The organism is Mesorhizobium sp. M7A.T.Ca.US.000.02.2.1 (assembly GCF_003996995.1).
Classification (GTDB): Bacteria; Pseudomonadota; Alphaproteobacteria; order Rhizobiales; family Rhizobiaceae; genus Mesorhizobium.
Window position 1 is genome coordinate 1 of record NZ_RZTT01000619.1, and the last position, 2537, is coordinate 2537.

Sequence of the window (2537 nt, forward strand, 5' to 3'; positions counted from 1 at the left end):
TTCGAGTACGCGGCAAACAGCACCAGTGCGCCGAGACCGGCCGAGCCGATGGCGTAGCCCTTGGTCACCGCCTTGGTGGTGTTGCCGACCGCGTCGAGCGCGTCGGTGGAGTGGCGCACTTCCTTGGGCAGGCCGGCCATTTCGGCAATGCCGCCGGCATTGTCGGTGACCGGGCCGAAGGCGTCGAGCGCAACGATCATGCCGGCAAGACCGAGCATCGTCGTGACCGCGATCGCCGTACCGAAGAGGCCGGCGAGCTGATAGGTCGAGATGATGCCACCGACGATGACGATCGCCGGCAGCGCCGTCGATTCCAGCGAGACCGCAAGGCCCTGGATGACGTTGGTGCCGTGACCGGTGACCGACGCCTGGGCGATGGAGTTGACCGGGCGCTTGTTGGTGCCGGTGTAGTACTCGGTGATGACGACGATGAGACCGGTCACCACGAGGCCGACGAGGCCGCAGATGAACAGGTTCCTGCCGGTGATGACCATGCCGTCGACCGTGCCGATCTCGCCCCAGCCGAGGGTGACCTGGGTGGCGACGCCGAGGCCGACGATGGACAGCAGGCCGGTGACGATCAGGCCCTTGTAGAGCGCGCCCATGATCGAGCCGTTGGAACCGAGCTTGACGAAGAAGGTGCCGACGATCGAGGTCAGGATGCAGGCGCCGCAGATGGCGAGCGGATAAAGCATGGCCGCACCCAGAACGGCGGTACCGCCAAAGAAGATGGCAGCCAGAACCATGGTGGCGACGACGGTCACCGCATAGGTTTCGAACAGGTCAGCGGCCATGCCGGCGCAGTCGCCGACATTGTCGCCGACATTGTCGGCGATCGTGGCCGGGTTGCGCGGATCATCTTCGGGAATACCGGCTTCGACCTTGCCGACGAGATCGCCGCCGACGTCGGCGCCCTTGGTGAAGATGCCGCCGCCGAGACGGGCGAAGATCGAGATCAGCGATGCGCCGAAGCCGAGCGAGACCAGCGAGTCGATGACGATGCGGTCATTGGGCTGGAGGCCCATGAAGTGGGTCAGGATGAGGTAGTAGATCGACACGCCGAGCAAGGCCAGGCCAGCAACCAGCATGCCGGTGATGGCGCCCGATTTGAACGCGATGTCGAGGCCGGCAGCGAGGCTGTTCGATGCGGCTTGCGCCGTACGAACGTTGGCGCGAACGGAGACATGCATGCCGATGAAGCCGGCGGCGCCCGAAAGCACTGCACCGATCAGGAAGCCGATCGCGGCGGTGATGGACAGCAGCCACCAGGCGAGCACGAGGACGACGACGCCAACGATGGCGATGGTGGTGTACTGACGCGCCAGATAGGCCTGTGCGCCCTCGCGGATAGCCGCGGAGATTTCCTGCATGCGTGCATTGCCTTGATCGGCCGCAAGGACCGAACGTGTCGCCCAGATGGCGTAAAGGATTGAAAGCAGGCCGCAGGCGATGACGGCGGAAATAATTGTCATTGCCGGATTTTCCTCGATTGATGGCCCAAAAGAACCCCTCCCTGGGCCGTTGAGACAAAGACCGGATTCCGCGCACGGAATCCGCCTCTTCGCATCGGTGTATGCGAAACAGGGCTGCGAACGTCAAGATATTGTTCGGTTTTTGCCCGGCTTTCGCCTAAATGGTTTAGACGGCGGCGTGCTTGGCAATGATGTCGCCTGATTAGATCGATTGAAATGACGCTGCGGCACTGAGCTGTCAGCTCCTCCCACCCGATCCGCTAGCCACGTGGAGCGTGAACGCGTCCGCCGGCGCCTATGCTTCTTTGCAAAGACCTGTAGGGTAGCCCATCTTCAGGATCGAACCGGAGCTAGCCCATGAATTTCAAAGCTATTATCCACGAAGCCGACGAAGGCGGGTTCTGGGCAGAGGTGCCGGCAATTCCGGGTTGCGCGACCCAGGGCGAAAACCATGGAAGAACTTGTCCAGAATTTGCGTGAAGCGATCGAAGGCTGCCTCTCAGTAGAGCCGCTGTCATTCACGTCGGAGCCTGGGCGGATCGTGGAAATCGCTGTTTGAAGTCCATTTCCGGCAAGGAATTTGCGCGTGCCGTCGAACGGCAAGGTTGGAAGCTTTTGCGCATCGCCGGAAGCCACCACATCTATGGCAAGCAGGGAAGCCTTGTTCGGCTTTCAATCCCTATTCATGCCAATAAACCGCTCAAAACCGGACTTTCTACGACATCTCCTAGCGCTGGCTGAAATGAACGAGCGCGATATCTGAGATACTGTCGACTATTCGGCCTCTCTGCCCATGCGGCGCGCCGTGTAGCGCTCGATCGCCGACAGACCGTCATAGATTAGCACGGCAAGCGCTGCCACGATCAGGCCGCCTTGCAGGATGAAGGCGAGATTGTTGGACAATAGCCCGGCGATGATCACTTCGCCGAGCGTCTTTGCGGCGACTGTCGAACCGATGGTCGCGGTGGCAAGACTGATCACCACCGACAGCCTGATGCCGCCGAGAATGATCGGGGCGCTGAGCGGCAGCTCGACCTTGGTGAGCCTTTGCCAACCGGTCATGCC

3 protein-coding genes are annotated in these 2537 nt (G+C 61.6%); 1 reads left to right on the top strand and 2 read right to left on the bottom strand.

Annotated features, from left to right (window positions below; genetic code table 11):
- The coding region (locus tag EOD15_RS32570; RefSeq protein ID WP_127409215.1) for a sodium/proton-translocating pyrophosphatase at positions 1-1472 on the bottom strand (1472 nt) is incomplete at its 3' end.
- A 555-nt stretch (positions 1473-2027) separates the two neighbouring features.
- Here EOD15_RS32570 and EOD15_RS32580 point away from each other — a divergent pair.
- Complete coding sequence (locus EOD15_RS32580) at positions 2028-2213, top strand: type II toxin-antitoxin system HicA family toxin (RefSeq protein ID WP_127320654.1); 186 nt, start codon at positions 2028-2030, stop codon at positions 2211-2213.
- A 33-nt stretch (positions 2214-2246) separates the two neighbouring features.
- Here EOD15_RS32580 and EOD15_RS32585 read toward each other — a convergent pair.
- Positions 2247-2537: ABC transporter permease subunit (locus EOD15_RS32585; protein ID WP_127320655.1), on the bottom strand; the 291-nt coding region annotated here is incomplete at its 5' end.